The organism is Pseudomonas sp. MPB23, assembly GCF_046605395.1.
Lineage (GTDB): Bacteria > Pseudomonadota > Gammaproteobacteria > Pseudomonadales > Pseudomonadaceae > Aquipseudomonas.
Window position 1 is genome coordinate 1,503,766 of the sequence record NZ_CP176771.1, and the last position, 17,699, is coordinate 1,521,464.

At 63.0% G+C, this 17,699-nt stretch carries 17 protein-coding genes; 7 read left to right on the plus strand and 10 right to left on the minus strand.

The features are described 5' to 3' along the window. Positions 1 to 122 precede the first annotated feature (122 nt). From ACLH0J_RS06915 to ACLH0J_RS06940, 6 genes are all read right to left on the minus strand, one after another. Entirely contained in the window at positions 123 to 893 is a 771-nt protein-coding gene (locus ACLH0J_RS06915; RefSeq protein WP_411391375.1) for an electron transfer flavoprotein subunit beta, read from the minus strand. Between the two features lie 10 nt (positions 894 to 903). Next, positions 904 to 2,124 (minus strand): electron transfer flavoprotein subunit alpha/FixB family protein, encoded by a 1,221-nt coding sequence (locus ACLH0J_RS06920; RefSeq protein WP_411391376.1) that lies wholly within the window; start codon positions 2,122 to 2,124, stop codon positions 904 to 906. After that, positions 2,124 to 4,067: a dimethylglycine demethylation protein DgcB gene (gene dgcB, locus ACLH0J_RS06925; protein WP_411391377.1), complete on the minus strand. Its 1,944-nt coding sequence runs from the start codon at positions 4,065 to 4,067 to the stop codon at positions 2,124 to 2,126. The genes ACLH0J_RS06920 and dgcB overlap by 1 nt, the downstream gene beginning before the upstream one ends. A gap of 173 nt (positions 4,068 to 4,240) precedes the next feature. Continuing rightward, positions 4,241 to 6,301 (minus strand): dimethylglycine demethylation protein DgcA, encoded by a 2,061-nt coding sequence (gene dgcA, locus ACLH0J_RS06930; protein WP_411391378.1) that lies wholly within the window; start codon positions 6,299 to 6,301, stop codon positions 4,241 to 4,243. Positions 6,302 to 6,317: 16 nt separating this feature from the next. Next, positions 6,318 to 6,848, minus strand: a complete 531-nt coding sequence (locus tag ACLH0J_RS06935; protein ID WP_411391379.1) for a DUF5943 domain-containing protein — start codon at positions 6,846 to 6,848, stop codon at positions 6,318 to 6,320. Positions 6,849 to 6,901: 53 nt separating this feature from the next. After that, the gene (locus tag ACLH0J_RS06940) at positions 6,902 to 7,879 is read right to left on the minus strand and encodes a dipeptidase (RefSeq protein WP_411391380.1); all 978 of its coding nucleotides are present in this window, start codon (positions 7,877 to 7,879) and stop codon (positions 6,902 to 6,904) included. 219 nt (positions 7,880 to 8,098) lie between these two features. Between ACLH0J_RS06940 and ACLH0J_RS06945 the strand changes: the two genes are divergently transcribed. Further along, positions 8,099 to 8,500, plus strand: a complete 402-nt coding sequence (locus tag ACLH0J_RS06945) for a lysozyme inhibitor LprI family protein (RefSeq protein WP_411391381.1) — start codon at positions 8,099 to 8,101, stop codon at positions 8,498 to 8,500. Positions 8,501 to 8,540: 40 nt separating this feature from the next. Here the strand turns inward: ACLH0J_RS06945 and ACLH0J_RS06950 are convergent, their stop codons facing one another. Continuing rightward, entirely contained in the window at positions 8,541 to 9,503 is a 963-nt protein-coding gene (locus ACLH0J_RS06950; protein ID WP_411391382.1) for a tyrosinase family protein, read from the minus strand. Between the two features lie 200 nt (positions 9,504 to 9,703). Between ACLH0J_RS06950 and ACLH0J_RS06955 the strand changes: the two genes are divergently transcribed. Beyond that, positions 9,704 to 10,120: a DUF3010 family protein gene (locus ACLH0J_RS06955; RefSeq protein WP_411391383.1), complete on the plus strand. Its 417-nt coding sequence runs from the start codon at positions 9,704 to 9,706 to the stop codon at positions 10,118 to 10,120. 29 nt (positions 10,121 to 10,149) lie between these two features. On the opposite strand, the gene ACLH0J_RS06960 is transcribed toward ACLH0J_RS06955, so the two are convergent. Both ACLH0J_RS06960 and ACLH0J_RS06965 read right to left on the minus strand, forming a co-directional pair. After that, complete coding sequence (locus tag ACLH0J_RS06960; protein WP_411391384.1) at positions 10,150 to 11,328, minus strand: AAA family ATPase; 1,179 nt, start codon at positions 11,326 to 11,328, stop codon at positions 10,150 to 10,152. Between the two features lie 68 nt (positions 11,329 to 11,396). After that, positions 11,397 to 12,341 carry a GlxA family transcriptional regulator gene (locus ACLH0J_RS06965; RefSeq protein ID WP_411391385.1) on the minus strand — a complete coding sequence of 315 codons (945 nt, stop codon included), beginning with the start codon at positions 12,339 to 12,341 and terminating at the stop codon, positions 11,397 to 11,399. Between the two features lie 193 nt (positions 12,342 to 12,534). On the opposite strand from ACLH0J_RS06965, the gene ACLH0J_RS06970 reads away from it, so the two are divergent. From ACLH0J_RS06970 to ACLH0J_RS06990, 5 genes are all read left to right on the plus strand, one after another. Next, a complete protein-coding gene (locus tag ACLH0J_RS06970) occupies positions 12,535 to 13,479 on the plus strand; it encodes a choline ABC transporter substrate-binding protein (protein WP_411391386.1) in 945 nt (314 codons plus the stop codon). A gap of 74 nt (positions 13,480 to 13,553) precedes the next feature. Further along, positions 13,554 to 14,441, plus strand: a complete 888-nt coding sequence (locus ACLH0J_RS06975) for a 3-keto-5-aminohexanoate cleavage protein (RefSeq protein WP_411391387.1) — start codon at positions 13,554 to 13,556, stop codon at positions 14,439 to 14,441. Positions 14,442 to 14,523: 82 nt separating this feature from the next. Beyond that, a complete protein-coding gene (locus ACLH0J_RS06980; RefSeq protein ID WP_411391388.1) occupies positions 14,524 to 15,489 on the plus strand; it encodes an L-carnitine dehydrogenase in 966 nt (321 codons plus the stop codon). 13 nt (positions 15,490 to 15,502) lie between these two features. Next, a complete protein-coding gene (locus ACLH0J_RS06985) occupies positions 15,503 to 15,976 on the plus strand; it encodes a thioesterase family protein (RefSeq protein ID WP_411391389.1) in 474 nt (157 codons plus the stop codon). Between the two features lie 160 nt (positions 15,977 to 16,136). Continuing rightward, positions 16,137 to 16,400 (plus strand): hypothetical protein, encoded by a 264-nt coding sequence (locus tag ACLH0J_RS06990; RefSeq protein ID WP_411391390.1) that lies wholly within the window; start codon positions 16,137 to 16,139, stop codon positions 16,398 to 16,400. Between the two features lie 123 nt (positions 16,401 to 16,523). On the opposite strand, the gene ACLH0J_RS06995 is transcribed toward ACLH0J_RS06990, so the two are convergent. After that, positions 16,524 to 17,627 (minus strand): GlxA family transcriptional regulator, encoded by a 1,104-nt coding sequence (locus tag ACLH0J_RS06995; protein ID WP_411391391.1) that lies wholly within the window; start codon positions 17,625 to 17,627, stop codon positions 16,524 to 16,526. Positions 17,628 to 17,699: the final 72 nt, after the last annotated feature.

Here is a 17,699-nt window from a genome sequence, read left to right on the forward strand (position 1 = left end):
CCCCCTCCCACATTGGATTGGGTTTACAGCTCAGGACCTGGGCGGGTGCTGCATGAAGTGCCGGGTATTGAAGATGCTCCTGCTCAAACACTTCTAAAGCACAACCGCATCAAAACTGTGGGTTAGCGCACGACGCCTTCTTCGATCAACAGCTTGAGGATCGCTTGCGCGCCGTCTTCGGCGCTCAGGCCTTTGAGCACTTGCCCGCCGCCGCCACTGGCCTTGGCTGTCGCGGCTTTCATGCGGTCGGCGCCGCTCTTGGCCTTGATCACTTTGAGGCGTTTGGGCCGTGGCTTGGCGGGCCGCAGTTGGGCGCCGGTGAGTAATTCGTCGTCTTCGACCTCGACTTCATGGGCCGCCAGTTCCCCACGTTGCGCCGGGCCATAGGCGCTTTGGCGTGGTTTGGGCGCGGCGTTATCCACTGTGGCCAGGAACGGCAGGCGCACCTTCAAGCGCCGCCGCTGGCCGCGTGGCAAGGCTTGCAGCACATGGGCGATGCCGCCGTCGATGGACTCCACCTGCGCCAGCCCGACAATCAACGGCCAACCCAGTTGCTCGGCGAGCAGGAACGGCAACATCCCCGACCCTTCACCGGTTTCGGCCTGGCTGCCGGTGAGCACTACCTGGGCGCCGGCCTCGCGCAAATACGCGCTGAGCACCGGCAAGGCATCGCTGCCCGCCGGTTGTTCCAGCACATGCAATTGGGGCAAGCCCATGCCCAGGTAGCTGCGCAAAGTCGGTTCGGCGATATCGCCGGCATGCAGCACCTGCAACTGATCCCCCGCCATTTGCAGGCCCAGTTCGACCGCGCGCGCATCCTGTTCGGCGCGGCGCGGGCGGCCGGAGGTGGGGTGGGCGCCGATGGACACCAGGCTGATTACATTCGTGGTCATGACCATATCCTTAAGCCGCATCGCGCTTGGCGCCGTTGCGGTAGGTGTGAACCGCATCAATCAAGGCCTGCAGAATCGCCGCGCTGTCGCCAATCACCGACAGGTCGGCACGCTTGATCATGTCGCAGCCGGCATCGAGGTTGATCGCCACCACCTTGTCGCAGGCGCCGATGCCTTGCAGGTGCTGGATCGCCCCGGAAATCCCCACGGCCACATACACCCGCGCCGTGACCCAGGTACCGCTGGCGCCGACCTGGCGGTCGCGGGCCATGAAGCCGTCGTCCACCGCCACCCGTGACGCACCTTCGGTGGCGCCCAGGGCGGCGGCGGTCTGGTGGAACAGTGCCCAATCCTTGACCCCATTGCCGCCGGAGAAGATGAACTCGGCCTCGGCCATGGGAATCGCCGCCGGGTCCACCGCCACCGCGCCGAGGTCTTCGATGCGTGGCAGGCGGCGCGCCAGGGTTGTGGATAACGTCACGGGCAGCACTTCGTGACGGGTCTCGCTGACCGGCTCGGCGCATTCGGCGGCGGCGAGGATCAGGCGTGGCAGCGGCCGGGCCAAATCTTGCTGGCCGGCGCCGGCGCGGCCGATGCATTCGCTGCCCTTGATCTGCCAGACCCGCGTGGCCGGACGTTCCTTGAGGCTGGCGGCCAAGCGTCGACCCAACTCACCGCCACCGCTGCGGCTGTCGGGCAGCAGCCAGTGGCGCGGGTTGAATTGGTTATCCACAGCCCGCAGGCCCTGGACACGTTGCTCCGGTGCATAACCGTCGAATTCATGGCCGTCGAGCACCAGCAGGCGGTCGACGCCGGCCGTGGCGAAGGCGTTTTCCTTGTGCTCGCCAAACACCACCGCCAGCACCGCGCCGTCGCTGCCGGCCAGTTGCCGGGCGAGGCCGAGCAGGTCGCGGTCGTGACTGCTCAAACGGCCACCGACCATGTCCGGCACAACGTTGATATAGAACGTCGGCTCAACCACCTGATGCAGCGGCAATTGCACTTCCACCGCCGCCGTGCGCTTGGCCGCGCCGCCCTGTTGGGCGCCGCTGCGGTCGATGCGCTTGATGCCGTTGGGGCCGATAAACCCCACGCCATGCACGTTTTTGCGCATGACGCCGCTGGGCCCCATCCAGCTATGCTGCTGCGGTTGCATCGCCGCATGCAGTGGATGCAGGCGGTTGCGGGCGATCCATTCGGCCCGTGGGTCGCGGCGGATAATGTCGCTCATCAATGCACCTCCACAGGTTCGCGTTTGATCGGGGTTTTGGCAGCGGGCGCGTCTTCAAGCAAGGCGTCGGCCACCAACTCAGCGATGTCCAAAATCCGCGGACGCGGTTCGACCACGCCTTCAAGCATCGCGGTGCATTGCGGGCAACCCACGGCCACCAGCTCGGCAGCGGTTTCGCGGATGTCGTCCATACGCATGTCGGGGATGCGCTGCTTGCCGGGAATGTCGGTGATCGGCGCGCCGCCACCGCCGCCGCAGCAGCGTGAACGGAAGGCCGAGCGTTGCATCTCCTTGACCTCGATGCCCAGCGCGCGCAGCACTTGGCGCGGCGCCTCGTACTCACCGTTGTAGCGGCCCAGGTAGCACGGGTCGTGGTAGGTCACGCTGTTGCCTTTGTGCTGGCCCAGGTTCAGCGCGCCGTCGCCGATCAGCTCGGCCATGAACGTGCTGTGGTGCTGCACCACGTAGTCGCCGTTGAAGGCGCCGTATTCGTTTTTCAGCACATGGAAACTGTGGGGGTCGCAGGTGACGATGCGCGTGAAGCTGTACTTGGCCAACGTCTGGATATTGCGCGTGGCCAGCAGTTGGAAGGTCGCTTCATCGCCCAGGCGGCGCGCCACGTCGCCGCTGTCGCGTTCTTCCAGGCCGAGCACGGCGAAGTCGACCTTGGCGGCTTTCAGCACTTTGACGAACGCGCGCAGGGTGCGTTGGTTGCGCATGTCGAAGGCGCCGTCGCCGACCCAGAACAGCACGTCGCAGCGGCCCTTGTCGCTGAGCAGCGGCAGGTTCAAATCCGCCGCCCAGTTCAACCGACCGCCCGGCGCGAAACCGCCGGGGTTGTCGGTGGCAATCAGGTTTTCCAGGACTTCAGCGCCCTTGTTCGGGGTGGCGCCTTTTTCCAGGGTGAGGTAGCGGCGCATGTCGACGATGGCGTCCACGTGCTCGATCATCATCGGGCACTCTTCCACGCAGGCGCGGCAGGTGGTGCACGACCACAGGGTTTCGGCGTCCACCAGGCCATTGACGATCGGCTGGTGCGGATTGCCGCTGTGTTCGCCGATGGGTTTGCCCGGATACGGGCTGCCGGCGAACTTGGCATCGGTGCCGCCGGCCAGGCCGACCACCATGTCCTGGATCAGCTTTTTCGGGTTCAGCGGCTGGCCGGCGGCGAACGCCGGGCACGCGGCTTCGCACTTGCCGCACTGCACGCAGGCGTCGAAGCCGAGCAGTTGGTTCCAGGTGAAATCCGTGGGTTTTTCCACGCCCAATGGCGCGCGTTTGTCTTTGAGGTCCAGCGGCTTCAAACCGGTGGAACGGCCGCCGCCAAAACGCTCGGCGCGGCGGTGCCAGGCCAGGTGCAGGGCACCGGCGAAGGCGTGCTTCATCGGCCCGCCCCAGGTCATGCCGAAGAACATTTCCGACACGCCCCACAGCACGCCAACGCCGAGCAGCGCGGCCAGCAACCAGCCACCGACGTCGGCGGGCAGCACCCCGGCCACCGGCAAGGTCACCAGGAAGAAGCTCAGCGAAAACGCCATCAGGCTTTTCGGCAGGCGCATCCACGGGCCTTTGGACAAGCGCGCCGGCGGATTGCGCCGGCGCAGGTAGACAAACGTGGCGCCGACGAACATCAGCACCGAAGACAGCAGCAGCGCATAACCGAGCAGGCGGTTATGCAGGCCGAAACCGTGCACCAGGATCGCCAGCAACGCCGACAGCACAAAGCCCAGCGCCGTGGCGACGTGGGTATTGGCGATGTATTTGTCGCGGGCGACCACGTGGTGCAGGTCGACCATGTAGCGCCTGGGCATGGCCAGCAGGCCTTTGATCAAGTCGACCTTCGACGCTCGCCCACGGCGCCACATGGCTGCCCGCCGCAGTGCGCCCAGAACAGCAAGGCCCAGCGCCGCGAACAGCAGAATCGGAAGAAGAGTATTCAACATGGTGAAGCTCCCACAGACCACACGGATCTACTGTGAAACCGGGCCTGAATGTGGGAGGGGGCTTGCTCCCGATAGCAGTCTGTCAGTCGATACAGCTGTAGCTGACCCACCGCTATCGGGAGCAAGCCCCCTCCCACATTTTCAGACCGAGTACACATTGGTTCGGTGTCGGGTCAGAAATCCTTGCACAGGCGCAAGGCGTCATAGATCGCGGCGTGGGTGTTGCGCTGCGCCACACAGTCACCGATGCGGAACAGCAAGTAGCCCTCGCCCGCTTCGCTCAGGCACGGCTGCGGCCTGATCGCGAACAAGGCTTCGATGTCCATCTGGCCCTTGTTGCGCGAGCCGTCTTTGAGGGCGTAGTAGATCGCTTCGTCCGGGCGCACGCCGTTCTCGACGACCACCTGGTCGACCACTCGCTCCTCTTTGGCGCCGGTGTATTCGTTCTCCAGCACCGCCACCAGCTTGTCGCCTTCGCGGTAGACCTTTTCCAGCATCATGTCGCCGGTCATGATCACTTCCTTGGGGTACATGCTGCGGTAGTACGTGGGGAACGACGTACCGCCGATGGCCACGCCGGGCTTGATGTCGTCGGTGACGATCTCGACCTGGCTGCCCTTGTCCGCGAGGAAGTCCGCCACCGACATGCCGGTGAATTCGCAGATGGTGTCGTACACCAGCACGTTCTTGCCCGGCGCCACTTTGCCGTCGAGCACGTCCCAACTGCTGACCACCAGGCCTTCGGCCGCGCCCCAGTGTTCGTTCTGCTCCAGGAACGGATGCCCGCCCACCGCCAGCACCACCACATCCGGGCGCAGGTCGAGGATGGTCGCCGCGTCCGCCGCCACGCCCAGGCGCAGGTCGACGTTCAGCCGCGCCAGTTCCAGTTGGAACCAGCGGGTGATGCCGGCAATCTGGTCGCGCTGCGGGGCCTTGGAGGCGGTGGTGATCTGTCCGCCGATAAAGTCTTTTTTCTCCAGCAGGGTCACGTCGTGGCCCCGCTCGGCGGCGACGCGCGCCGCTTCCATCCCGGCCGGACCGGCACCGACCACCACCACCTTGCGTTTCGGTCCGGTGGATTTTTCGATGATGTGCGGCACGCCCATGTATTCACGGGAGGTCGCGGCGTTCTGGATGCACAGCACATCCAGGCCCTGGTACTGGCGGTCGATGCAATAGTTGGCGCCGACGCACTGTTTGATCTGGTCGATCTGGCCCATCTTGATCTTGGCGATCAGGTGCGGGTCGGCGATGTGGGCGCGGGTCATGCCGACCATGTCCACATAGCCGCCTTCGAGGATGCGCGTGGCCTGGTTCGGGTCCTTGATGTTCTGCGCGTGCAGCACCGGGGCCTTGACCACTTCCTTGATCCCGGCCGCCAAATGCAGGAACGGCTCCGGTGGATAACTCATGTTCGGGATGACGTTGGCCAGGGTGTTGTGGGTATCGCAACCCGAGCCGACCACGCCGATAAAGTCGAGCATGCCGGTGTCGTCGTAATACTTGGCGATCTGCTTCATGTCCTCGTGGGACAAGCCGTCCGGGTGGAACTCATCGCCGCACAAGCGGATGCCGACGCAGAAATCCGGGCCGACCTCCGCCCGCACGGCCTTGAGCACTTCCAGGCCGAAACGCATGCGGTTCTCGAAGCTGCCGCCCCATTCGTCGGTGCGCTTGTTGACCCGTGGGCTCCAGAACTGGTCGATCATGTGCTGGTGCACCGCCGACAGTTCCACGCCATCCAGGCCACCGGCTTTCGCCCGTGCGGCGGCGCTGGCGTAGTTGCCGATCACGCGCCAGATTTCTTCCGGCTCGATGGTCTTGCAGGTCGCACGGTGCACCGGTTCGCGGATGCCCGACGGCGACAGCAGGGTCGGCCAATGCTCGCCGTCCCAGCGCGAGCGGCGACCCATGTGGGTAATCTGGATCATGATCTTGGCGCCATGCTTGTGCATGGCATCGGCCAGGTTCTGGAAGTGCGGGATGATCCGGTCGTCGGCCAGGTTCACCGATTTCCACCAGCCCTGGGGGCTGTCGATGGCCACGCTGGAAGACCCGCCGCAGATGGCCAGGCCGATCCCGCCCTTGGCTTTCTCTTCGTAGTACTTCACATAGCGGTCGGTGGTCATGCCGCCGTCGGTGGCATACACCTCGGCGTGGGCGGTACTGAGCACGCGGTTGCGGATGGTCAGTTTGCCGATCTGGATCGGCGCGAACATTGCTTCGAAAGCCATGGCAGGGTTCCTCGACTTACAACGGCTTGACGGTGAACAGGCCGTCGTCATGGCCCTCTTCGGAGCCGCCGTAGACTTGTTCGGCCACGGTACGGAGGGTGCTGCCACGCGCTTGCAGAATCTGGTCCATGGCCCCGGCAAACCAGCCGGTGAACATGTAGTCGACCTTGCGCCCGACCTTGCCGTACACGTAGACGAACGCCGAGTGTTCGAGCTTGACGCTGGCGGTGCCTTTATCCAGGTCAATGTCCTGGATCTTGAACAGGCCCCAGCCACGTTGCGACAGGCGCTTCATGTAGTGCTCGAACACCGCGACGCCTTCCAGGCCATGGCATTCGGCTTCTTTTTCACACCAGTGCCAGGCGGATTTGTAGCCGGCCTTGTAGAGAATCTCGGCGTAGGCTTCGGCGCCGAGCACTTCTTCGATGCCCATGTGGTTGTTGACGAAGAAATGACGCGGTACGTACAGCATCGGCAGGGCGTCGGAAGTCCAGACACCGGTTTCGCTGTCGACTTCGATAGGTAATTGCGGGGCGATCTTGGCCATGGAAACTTAACTCCAGAAAATTCGTGGTGGTGTTGCCCGAGGGTGCTGTTGGCTTATTCGCCCCACACGTCCTTCAAGACGTTGACCCAGTTCTCGCCCATGATCTTGCGCACCACGCGTTCGCTGTGGCCGCGCTTGAGCAGGGTCTCGGTGAGGTTGGGGAACTCGCCCACGGTGCGGATGCCCAGGGGGTTGATGATCTTGCCGAAGCTGGTCAGGCGGCGGGCGTAGCCCTTGTCATGGGTCAGCATTTCAAAGAAATCCTGGCCATGGCCCTGGGTGAAATCGGTGCCGATACCGATGGCGTCTTCGCCGACGATGTTCATGGTGTACTCGATGGCTTCGGCGTAGTCGTCGATGGTCGAGTCGATGCCCTTGGCCAGGAACGGCGCGAACATGGTCACGCCGACGAAGCCGCCGTGGTCGGCGATGAATTTCAGTTCTTCATCGGACTTGTTGCGCGGGTGTTCCTTGAGCCCGGACGGCAGGCAGTGGGAGTAGCACACCGGTTTTTTCGATTCGAGGATGACTTCTTCGCTGGTCTTGGAGCCGACGTGGGACAGGTCGCACATGATGCCGACGCGGTTCATCTCGCCGACGATCTCGCGGCCAAAGCCCGACAGCCCGCCGTCGCGCTCATAGCAACCGGTGCCGACCAGGTTCTGGGTGTTGTAGCACATCTGCACCACACCGACGCCGAGCTGCTTGAAGATCTCGACGTAGCCGAGCTGGTCCTCGAAGGCATGGGCGTTCTGGAAGCCGAAGATGATGCCGGTCTTGCCCTGTTCCTTGGCTTTATGGATGTCGGCGGTGGTTTTCACCGGGATCACCAGGTCGCTGTTCTCGCGGATCAGGGTCTGGCTGGCCACGATGTTGTTGATCGTGGCCTGGAAGCCTTCCCACACCGACACGGTGCAGTTGGCGGCGGTCAGGCCACCTTTGCGCATGTCCTCGAACAGCTCGCGGTTCCACTTGGCAATGATCAGCCCGTCGATAACGATGCTGTCGGCGTGTAATTGCGCTGGGCTCATCAGGCGTCCCCTTATTGGCGAGTCGTGCGCCGAATCGTCTGCCGGCGCTTTGGGGCCAGCATATGCCCAGGGGCCGACCGGACCGGGTGCAAAAACGACAGGGGAATTGCCGAAAGCGTCAATCCGCGACGAAGGTCGTTAAGACAGGTCTGTCTGGCGACTGTTCTTTGTCTTACGCTTGAGCCAGAATTCCCGCATCCACCGATATGAGACGGCGCAATGAAATCGATTTTCCTGGCTTTGGCACTCATCGCAACCGGCGTCCACGCCGCCGAAGACACCGACAGCACGCCGTGCGACGGCATCGAAAACGACAAGCAAACCCTGGAATGCGCCACCTACAACAAAACCACCGCCGAGCAATTGCTTAAGGAGAACTATCAAGCACTGCTCGATCGCATGGGTTCGACCTATGGCAGCGACAAGTCAAAGCTGGCGGACATCACCGCCCGTCTGAAGGATGCCCAGCAGAAATGGGAAAAACTGCGCGACGCCGATTGCGCGGTAGACACCTTCCCGGCGGCGACCGGCACCAAGCCCTATGCGATTGAACTGAACGACTGCCTGGCGCGGATGAGTGATGAACGTTCGGAGTTTTTGGAGTCGATTGGCCAGGAGTGACGCATTCCCGCGCATTGAACGCGGGAATGAATCGCAAGCGTCAGGCCACGAAGGGCGACTTGAACGGGTTTTTCGTCAGCGAGCGGAGGGGGGCATAGCTGTAGCCTAGCGCGTTGATATCCATCACCTCACTGATACGGCGCGTCCAGGGTTTAATCACATCGTCGTAGTTGTGGCCCGGCGGGCCGTCCTGCATGGGGCAATAATGCGGAGCCAGGTCCGGCTCATCCAGCCGCTTCTGCGCCTGCCAGTCCGCCCAGATCTTGTCGACGAAACAGTGATGCAAGAAGAACACCGGGTCGTCGGGTGAGGTCATGGGCAACATATTGCCGCCAACCCACAAATGCACACGGTTATGCAACTGCGAACCGGACGTTTTGACAGCCGGATCGCCACGCTGGGTGATCCAGCCTTCCAGGCGGTTTCTGAAACCGCGGGTGAAAGGGCTCGAGTTGTAATTGGGTTCGTCATACAGACTTTCGTTCATCGCCACGCGCAGGTCGTCCTCGGTGGGCAGTGAGTTGATCACTTGCCCGAACTGGCGTTTGAGGCCAGGCCCCGGCAAGCCCTCCTCGTCATAGGGTGGCACGGGCCAGTTCCCGTATTTGTGCGCAAAGACCCCATCCTGCACGCGAAACTCATCGTCAGGGTCGCCATCCCCACCCAGGAAACCCTGGCTCCACACCGGCGATTGTTCAGGGGCGGCCGCATCCCGCGTCCAGTCCCAATAAGGCAGCGTCATATCGGGCCTGATGGCTTGGAGGTCTGCCTCGAACTGCATCAACATTTCACGGTGCCATGGCAAAAATGCCGGCCCTCGGTGAGCTCCGTTACGGTAGTTGGGATCTTGGGGTTCGTTCGGATAGACCGTGGCGTTCATGACGGCGTGATGCCAATGAACATACTTGTCGTAGACACCGGTGCTCTTCATCGTCAGTAACGTGTTGATAAAGTCCAGTCGCTCCGTTGCGGTCAGTGCGCGAATTTCCTTACGAATATTCATTGCATAACTCCCTTGTCGGAATAGCCATGAAACAGGCCGGAACCCTCGGCAGGCCCTTCAGGGAATCTATGAGACCGGGCACGCAGCGGTCTACTGTCAGAAATAACAGGTCAAGCACGCATCCGACGGATGGACAGCGACCGTCTCAGCCCTCGCCCCTGTTACTATCGCCGCCTCTCATTTTGCTCCAAGGCGACCCAATGACTCTCTGCGGCATCGAAATCAAAGGCAGCGAAGCCATCATCGCCCTCGCCTCCCTGGATAACCAGGCGCTGAGCCACGTTGCCCTGGCCACCAAGAAAATCGCCCTGGAAGACGACGATGACGCGGCCAACGTCAAAGCCTTCGCCGCCCAGGTGAAGGCGTTTGTGCAGGCCAACGCCATCGAACGCATCGTCATCAAGAAGCGCAGCAAGAAAGGTGAATTCGCCGGTGGGCCGACGACGTTCAAGATTGAAGGGGTGTTTCAGTTGCTCGACGGGGTTGAAGTGACCCTGCTGTCGCCGCAGACCCTCAATGCGCAGTACAAGAAGCACAATTTCGAGCTGCCGACGACGCTGAACAAGTACCAGCACGAAGCCTACAAGGCCGCCTGTTCGGCCCTGCTGAAAAAATAACCCTCTCCCACCTGGGTTTTGTGGGGTCTTTAGCTCAGCGTACGGCGCTTGTGCAGCAGCCAGTCGCCGAAGGATTTGTCTTCGAGGGCATAACCGCCGCGGCTTGATTTCCACACCAGCTCCTTGTCGCGCAAGGCATCGATACACGCCTGGATGGTCTGGGTGCCCGGCACTACGTCGCTGCCCATCGCCTCCAGCGCCTGGCTGACGGCGGTGAGGGTGCTGTCGGTGAACGGGGCGAAGGGTTCGTTGTGTTGCGAACGCGTCACCATCACTTCCAACACGGCACGTTGAGGGATCGTCAGGGCGTTCCAGGCGCTCTCGAATTCGGTCCACACGCCAGCGCGCAGCAGTTCGGCGCGGCTGTGCAGCAGTTGACCGAGATTGCTCGCCTCGCCCAGCTCCAGCGCCACCTCGCCCACGATGGTGCGCAGCATCTCCGGCCGACGGCCAACCAACTCGAACGCTTCATCAATGTCGGCCGCGTTGAATTGATTGGTCTTGGCCAAGTGGGCGTTGAGGTGCGCGGTGTACGCCTGGGTAAACGCTTTCCCCAGCAACGGAAACGGCGTGATGCTGGAACCGAAGAACGGCTGGCTTTTGCCCAAGACCAAATGGGCGAGTTTGTCGCGATTGGAACCGGTGAACACCAGGTGCAGGCCACTGCCCTCGCCTTCGCGGCCCTGGTTGAGCTGGTCGCGCGCGGCCTTGAGGGCAAACATGGCGTTGATGCCCGCCTCGGTGGTGAGCGCGTGCTGGGCTTCGTCGATCACCAGCACCACGGTTTTCTCGGCGGCGCTGTGAAGTAATTCCAGTGCTTGCGTGAGCGTCGCGCCCACGGGCAATTGAGGTTGGGTGAAGTCCCAGGACAAGGTGCGCAGGAAGTTGAGTTTTTCAATGCCGATATGCTTGGCCAGCTTGCGGATGCCCTTTTCGAACGGCACCAACGCACCGGCAATGGCGCTGGAAATCAGCTCGGCGGGGTCTTTTTCCTTGTCGGCCCACAGGTCGACATACACCGTCAGCCAGCCACGGGCCTGGCATTGGGGGATAAGGTCTTCGCGCAAAAAGGTACTTTTGCCGGTGCGACGCGGCGCCGCGAGAAACAGGCCGGAGGTGAAGTCCTGCAGACCGACCCCCACCAGGCCATCGGCAATACTGCTGGCCAGCGCGGGGCGGCGGAACACAAAACCGCTGGGCTTGGACATGGTTTTATACTCAATTATGTAGCGGACTATAAATTATAGTCGCGAGTATAATTGACTATAATCGCCGGTCAAACCACCTCCCGTCGCCGATCCTCTCGCGGACACTTGGCAAACCGCGCCCGATAGCTGCGGGTGAAATACGACGGCGATTCAAACCCGCACGCAATGCTCACCTCCAGCACGCTCATGTCGCTCTGGCGCAATAACTGCCGGGCTTTTTCCAGGCGCAGGCCGAGGTAGAAATTGCTCGGTGTGTCGTTCAGGTGCAAGCGGAACAGCCGCTCCAACTGGCGCCGCGTGACCTTGATCGCGTCGGCCAGGGCCAGGGTGCTCAGGGGCGGTTCGGTGTGCTGCTCCATCTCGCCGATCACCTGCACCAACTTCTTGTTGTTGATGCCGTAGCGCGTGGCGATCTGCATGCGTTGGTGGTCCTTGCGCGGGCGGATGCGGCCCAGCACGAACTGTTCGGAAACCTGGATCGCCAGCTCCGGGCCGTGGGCCTGGGCGATGAGGTCGAGCATCAGGTCGATGGAAGCGGTGCCGCCGGCGCAGGTGATGCGGCGGCGGTCGATCTCGAACAGTTCGTGGGTCACCGTCAGGTGCGGATAGGACTCCTTGAAGGCGTCGATGGCTTCCCAGTGCAGGGTCAGGCGGTGGCCGTCGAGCAGGCCGGCTTCGGCCAGGATGCAGGCGCCGGTGTCGATGGCGCCGAGGGTCACGCCGTCATGGTCGAGGCGACGCAGCCAATGTTCCAGCACGGGCGTGGCGAACTGCAGCGGCTCGAAGCCGGCGACCACCAGCAGGGTCGCGCCTTTTTTCAGCGGTTCCAGCGCCGCGTCGGCGTTGACCGACATGCCATTGCTCGCCAGCACCGCGCCGCCGTCGGCGCTCAATATGTGCCAACGGTACAGCTCGCCGCGAAAACGATTGGCCACCCGCAGCGGTTCGAGCGCGGAGATAAAGCCGATGGCCGAGAAACCCGGCATCAGCAGAAAGTAGACATCCTGGGACATGGTGGCGCTCTCGTAGGACGGGCAGCGTGGCACTGTGATACTCCCGTTCATGGGCGGATTCAAGAGGACAGGTCGCTGCAGTGCAAGAGCGGGTCGCCGCCGTGCGTTTTGTCGCCCCTCAAGCTGCGTAACGTGATCCCACGGCGCACAAAGACGCCGGCCCCCACAATAACGACCTGCCGAGGGAACCACCATGAATCGACTGATCCGCCGCTGCGTGCTCGCACTCAGCGCCAGCGCCATCTTGAGCACGAATGCCCTGGCGGCCGACGCCCCCTCCTGCCAGAACGTGCGCATGGGCGTGGTGAACTGGACCGACGTGATCGCCACCAGCGCCATGACCCAAGTGTTGCTCGACGGCCTCGGCTACAAGACCAAACAGACCAGCGCCTCCCAGCAAATCATCTTCGCCGGCATCCGCGACCAGCGCCTGGACCTGTTCCTCGGCTACTGGAACCCGCTGATGACCCAGACCATCACCCCGTTCGTCGACGCCAAGCAAGTCAAGGTCCTCGACAAACCGAGCCTGGAAGACGCCCGCGCCACCCTGGCCGTGCCGACGTACCTGGCGGACAAGGGCCTGAAAACCTTCGCCGACATCGCCAAGTTCGAGAAAGAACTCGGCGGCAAGATCTACGGCATCGAGCCAGGCTCGGGCGCCAATACCCAGATCAAGGCGATGATCGCCAAGAACCAGTTCGGCCTGGGCAAGTTCCAGTTGGTGGAGTCCAGCGAGGCCGGCATGCTCGCCGCCGTGGATCGCGCGGTGCGTCGCAAGGAAGCCGTGGTGTTCTTTGGCTGGGCGCCGCACCCGATGAACGTCAACGTGGCGATGACCTACCTCACCGGCAGCGACGACGCCCTGGGCCCGAACGAAGGCATGGCCACCGTCTGGACCGTCACCGCGCCAAACTATGCCGCGCAGTGCCCCAACATCCACAAGCTGCTGACCAACCTGACCTTCACCGCTGCCGACGAGAGCCGAATGATGCAGCCGTTGCTGGATCACAAGGACGCCTTCGAGTCCGCCAAACAGTGGCTCAAGGATCACCCGCAAGACCAGGCGCGCTGGCTCGAAGGCGTGACCACCTTCGACGGCAAACCGGCCGCCGCCAACCTGCAACTGACCCGCAAATAACCTGTTCTGAATCACCGTTTCGCGGTCATTTCCGACCGCGAACGGCACCACCACGCCTGTAAGGAACCTGCCCCATGAACCACGACGTCATCATCACCTGCGCACTCACCGGTGCTGGCGACACGACCGCCAGAAGCCCGCACGTGCCGGTCACCCCCAAGCAAATCGCCGCCGCCGCCGTGGAAGCCGCCAAGGCCGGCGCCACCGTGGTGCACTGCCATGTGCGCGACCCCGAGACCGGCAAGTTCAGCCGCGACGTGGCCCTGTACCGCGAAGTGATGGAGCGTATTCGCGAGGCCGACATCGACATCATCGTCAACCTCACCGCCGGCATGGGCGGCGACCTGGAGATCGGCGGCGGCGAGAACCCCATGGCCTTCGGCCCCAACACCGACCTGGTCGGCCCGCTGACGCGCCTGGCCCATGTGGAAGAACTGCTGCCGGAAATCTGCACCCTCGATTGCGGCACCCTCAACTTCGGCGATGGCGACACCATTTACGTGTCGACCCCGGCGCAACTGCGGGCCGGCGCCAAGCGCATCCAGGAACTGGGGGTGAAGGCCGAGCTGGAAATCTTCGACACCGGCCACCTGTGGTTCGCCAAGCAGATGATCAAGGAAGGCCTGCTCGACGACCCGCTGTTCCAACTGTGCCTGGGCATCCCGTGGGGCGCGCCGGCCGACACCACCACCATGAAAGCCATGGTCGACAACCTGCCCGCAGGCGCAGTGTGGGCCGGCTTCGGTATCGGGCGCATGCAGATGCCGATGGCGGCGCAAGCGGTGCTGCTGGGCGGCAACGTGCGGGTGGGGCTGGAGGACAACCTGTGGCTGGACAAAGGCGTGCTCGCCACCAACGGTCAACTGGTGGAGCGCGCCAGTGAAATCCTCAGCCGCCTCGGTGCGCGGGTCATGACCCCGGCCGAAGGGCGCCTAAAAATGGGTTTGACCAAGCGCGGCTAACCGCCCTGCCAAAACCGAATCAAAACCTGTGGGAGCAAGCCCTCTCCCACAGAGATTCACTCCATCATTCAGGAATGTCGCCATGCGCTTTATCACCGAAATCAAAACCTTCGCCGCCCTCGGCAGCGGTGTCATCGGCAGCGGTTGGGTGTCCCGCGCCCTGGCCCACGGCCTCGACGTGGTGGCCTGGGACCCCGCGCCCGGCGCCGAAGCCGCGCTGCGCAAACGGGTCGCCAACGCCTGGAGCGCCCTGGAAAAACAGGGCCTGGCGCCCGGCGCATCCCAGGACCGCCTGCGTTTTGTCGCCACCATCGAAGCGTGCGTGAAAGACGCCGACTTCATCCAGGAAAGCGCCCCGGAACGCCTGGACTTGAAACTCGAACTGCACAGCAAGATCAGCGCGGCGGCCAAGCCGAATGCATTGATCGGCTCCAGCACCTCGGGGCTGTTGCCGAGTGAATTCTACGAAGGCTCGACCCACCCGGAACGCTGTGTGGTCGGCCATCCGTTCAACCCGGTGTACCTGTTGCCCTTGGTGGAAGTGGTCGGCGGTCAACGCACCGCGCCCGAGGCGATCCAGGCTGCGATCCAAGTGTACGAATCCCTCGGCATGCGCCCGTTGCATGTGCGCAAGGAAGTCCCCGGGTTTATCGCCGACCGCTTGCTCGAAGCGTTGTGGCGCGAGGCCCTGCACCTGGTGAATGACGGCGTGGCCACCACCGGTGAAATCGACGACGCGATCCGTTTTGGCGCCGGCTTGCGTTGGTCGTTCATGGGCACTTTCCTCACCTACACCCTGGCCGGTGGCGATGCCGGGATGCGTCACTTCATGGCGCAGTTCGGTCCGGCCCTGCAATTGCCGTGGACCTACCTGCCGGCGCCGGAGCTGACCGACAAATTGATCGACGATGTGGTCGATGGCACCACAGATCAACTGGGCAGCCACAGCATTTCGGCGCTGGAGCGCTATCGTGATGATTGCCTGCTGGCGGTGCTGGAGGCGGTGAAAACCACCAAAGCCAAGCACGGCATGACCTTCGCAGAATAAGGGAGCCCCGAGCATGCCTGCACTGACCACCTACACCACCCAGGTCCAGCCCGCCTGGGTGGATTACAACGGCCATCTGCGCGACGCGTTCTATTTGCTGATCTTCAGCTACGCCACCGACGCGTTGATGGACACCCTCGGCCTGGACAGCGACAACCGCGAAGCCAGCGGCCATTCGCTGTTCACCCTGGAACTGCACCTGAACTACCTGCATGAAGTGAAACTCGGTACCGAGGTGGAAGTGCACACCCAACTGATCGGCCATGACGCCAAGCGCCTGCATCTGTACCACAGCCTGCATCGGGTCGGCGAAGCACGCGAACTGGCCGGCAACGAACAGATGTTGCTGCACGTCGATCTCGCCGGGCCGCATTCGGCGCCATTCACTGCGGCGACCTTGGCAGCACTCGCCGCCATCGGCGCCGCACAAACCGACCTGCCGCGCCCCGCCCTGCTCGGCCGCGTCATCGGCCTGCCCCAACGCTGACCCGCCCCCTGTAGGAGCAAGCTCGCTCCTACCAGGGAAATGGGTTGAAAACGACCTGTTCATAGTCATCCGAGCCATTCCCGGGTTCTGCCCTTGCTGACCCGGTCGATGGCTACCAGAATCCAAGTCAATCCCCGCTCCCCTCACCAGGATAAACGTCATGATGCACGCGGACTTGATTGACCAGGATGACCTGCTGAACCAACTGCGCTCGCTGGGTTTCGAGGTATCCAGCGGCGCCAGCGCCGAGCAGGCTTGTGAATGTGCGGTACGCGGTTTGAGCGAAGCGCGGGCCAAGGCGCTCAAGGGCATGGTCGAGCAGATGTACAGCGGCAGCGCGACGATTCTGCCGGCGGTGCGCCAGGTGATCGACAGGCAGTTGCTGCCGGCGTTGATGCAGTTCAAACAGAACACCAAAGCCTGACAGACCGCTATCGGGAGCAAGTCGAATCGTCGCACCGCCCCTCCCACATTTAACTGTGTTCACAAGTTTCGATGTGTGAATGCAGTCAGTGTGGGGGCTTGCTCCCGATGCAGGCAACGCGGTCTACAGCCTTACGCTGGCAAACGTCGACTCATTGCGCGCCTGGCTCAACGCCGACATCGGCCCCGACAACGGGGACAACACCAACGCCTGTGGAATCGGCATCATCGCCACCTGTTGGGTGGTGTTGGAACCGACGCGCTCATCCCGTGGCGGAATGCCGAAGTATTCGCGGTAGCACTTGGAGAAGTGCGGCGTGGACACGAACCCGCACACCGACGCCACTTCGATGATCGACATCGGCGTTTGCTTGAGCAACTGCCGCGCACGTATCAGGCGCAGCTTGAGGTAGTAGCGCGACGGCGAGCAGTGCAGGTATTTCTGGAACAACCGCTCAAGCTGACGCCGAGACACGGCGACGTACACCGCCAGCTCATCCAGGTCGATCGGTTCTTCGAGGTTGGCTTCCATCAGCGCGACGATTTCCTGCAGCTTCGGCTGGTTGGTGCCGAGCATGTGCTTGAGCGGCACACGCTGGTGATCCTGTTCGTTGCGGATGCGTTCGTACACAAACATCTCGGAGATCGCTGCCGACAGTTCACGGCCGTGGTCGCGGCTGATCAGGTGCAGCATCATGTCCAGCGGCGCGGTGCCGCCGGAGCTGGTGAAGCGGTTGCGGTCGAGGGTGAACAGGCGGGTGCTCATCGACACACGCGGGAAGGCTTCCTGCATCGACGCCAGGCATTCCCAGTGCACGCTGCAATCGAAACCGTCGAGCAGGCCGGCGCAGGCCAGGGCCCAACTGCCGGTGCACACCGCGCCAAGGCGACGGGACTGGCGCGCCTGGCTTTGCAGCCACGACACGTGTTCACGGGTGACGGTGCGCTGGATACCCACGCCGCCGCACACGATGACCGTGTCCAGGACCGGGGCTTTGTGCATGGAGGCATCGGGGGTGATTTGCAGACCGTCGCTGGCCCAGACCTGATTGCCATCGACACTCAGGGTGGTCCAGCGATACAGCTCGCGGCCGGACAGCTGATTGGCCATGCGCAGCGGCTCAACGGCCGAAGCCAGGGAAATCAGCGTGAAATTGTCCAGCAGCAAAAAGCCGATGGATTGAGGCGCACGGTTCTGGGGTTGGGCCCCTGAGTTGAACGACGTCATCGCGGTATCTCCTCACACAAAGCGGGTGATGGCCTCAGGCGAGGCTCTTGTTATTGCGCCTCGCTCCGGTGC

Bases quoted from the DNA above. Each gene is read 5' to 3' on its own strand.
- ACLH0J_RS06935 (WP_411391379.1), bottom strand. From the start codon at position 6,848: ATGGCCAAGATCGCCCCGCAATTACCTATCGAAGTCGACAGCGAAACC.
- ACLH0J_RS06985 (WP_411391389.1), top strand. From the start codon at position 15,503: ATGCCTGCACTGACCACCTACACCACCCAGGTCCAGCCCGCCTGGGTG.
- ACLH0J_RS06970 (WP_411391386.1), top strand. From the start codon at position 12,535: ATGAATCGACTGATCCGCCGCTGCGTGCTCGCACTCAGCGCCAGCGCC.
- ACLH0J_RS06940 (WP_411391380.1), bottom strand. From the start codon at position 7,879: ATGAGCCCAGCGCAATTACACGCCGACAGCATCGTTATCGACGGGCTG.
- ACLH0J_RS06995 (WP_411391391.1), bottom strand. From the start codon at position 17,627: ATGACGTCGTTCAACTCAGGGGCCCAACCCCAGAACCGTGCGCCTCAA.
- ACLH0J_RS06945 (WP_411391381.1), top strand. From the start codon at position 8,099: ATGAAATCGATTTTCCTGGCTTTGGCACTCATCGCAACCGGCGTCCAC.
- ACLH0J_RS06990 (WP_411391390.1), top strand. From the start codon at position 16,137: ATGATGCACGCGGACTTGATTGACCAGGATGACCTGCTGAACCAACTG.
- ACLH0J_RS06965 (WP_411391385.1), bottom strand. From the start codon at position 12,341: ATGTCCCAGGATGTCTACTTTCTGCTGATGCCGGGTTTCTCGGCCATC.
- ACLH0J_RS06960 (WP_411391384.1), bottom strand. From the start codon at position 11,328: ATGTCCAAGCCCAGCGGTTTTGTGTTCCGCCGCCCCGCGCTGGCCAGC.
- dgcB (WP_411391377.1), bottom strand. From the start codon at position 4,067: ATGTTGAATACTCTTCTTCCGATTCTGCTGTTCGCGGCGCTGGGCCTT.
- ACLH0J_RS06920 (WP_411391376.1), bottom strand. From the start codon at position 2,124: ATGAGCGACATTATCCGCCGCGACCCACGGGCCGAATGGATCGCCCGC.
- ACLH0J_RS06955 (WP_411391383.1), top strand. From the start codon at position 9,704: ATGACTCTCTGCGGCATCGAAATCAAAGGCAGCGAAGCCATCATCGCC.
- ACLH0J_RS06915 (WP_411391375.1), bottom strand. From the start codon at position 893: ATGACCACGAATGTAATCAGCCTGGTGTCCATCGGCGCCCACCCCACC.
- ACLH0J_RS06980 (WP_411391388.1), top strand. From the start codon at position 14,524: ATGCGCTTTATCACCGAAATCAAAACCTTCGCCGCCCTCGGCAGCGGT.
- dgcA (WP_411391378.1), bottom strand. From the start codon at position 6,301: ATGGCTTTCGAAGCAATGTTCGCGCCGATCCAGATCGGCAAACTGACC.
- ACLH0J_RS06950 (WP_411391382.1), bottom strand. From the start codon at position 9,503: ATGAATATTCGTAAGGAAATTCGCGCACTGACCGCAACGGAGCGACTG.
- ACLH0J_RS06975 (WP_411391387.1), top strand. From the start codon at position 13,554: ATGAACCACGACGTCATCATCACCTGCGCACTCACCGGTGCTGGCGAC.